Source organism: Streptococcus sp. HMSC071D03 (genome assembly GCF_001812125.1).
Taxonomy (GTDB): domain Bacteria; phylum Bacillota; class Bacilli; order Lactobacillales; family Streptococcaceae; genus Streptococcus; species Streptococcus pseudopneumoniae_N.
Genome location: NZ_KV807815.1, coordinates 1 through 249 on the forward strand (window position 1 = coordinate 1; position 249 = coordinate 249).

A 249-nucleotide genomic window follows, 5' to 3' on the forward strand; every position below is an offset into this window, starting at 1 on the left:
CATAGTGCTCTCTAAGTTCTTGAGAGTATGCAAGAAGGTTTTCGAGAATCTCTTTATTGGTCAGGTGTGAGCGAAAAGTCGGGCGATAAAATCGTTTATCGCTGAGTTTACGGCTATCCTGTTGAATGAGTTTCCAGTAACGTTTCAATGCCTTATATTCGTGCGATTTTCTATCAAAACGATTCATGATTTGGATGCGAAGACGGTTCATAGCACGACTGAGATGTTGGACAATGTGAAAGCGGTCGA

Annotated in this window: 1 protein-coding gene; it reads right to left on the minus strand. The window is 41.8% G+C overall.

The features are described 5' to 3' along the window. Positions 1 to 249, minus strand: a 249-nt coding sequence (locus HMPREF2837_RS09675) for a transposase (protein WP_148131870.1), incomplete at both ends; no start/stop codon positions are given.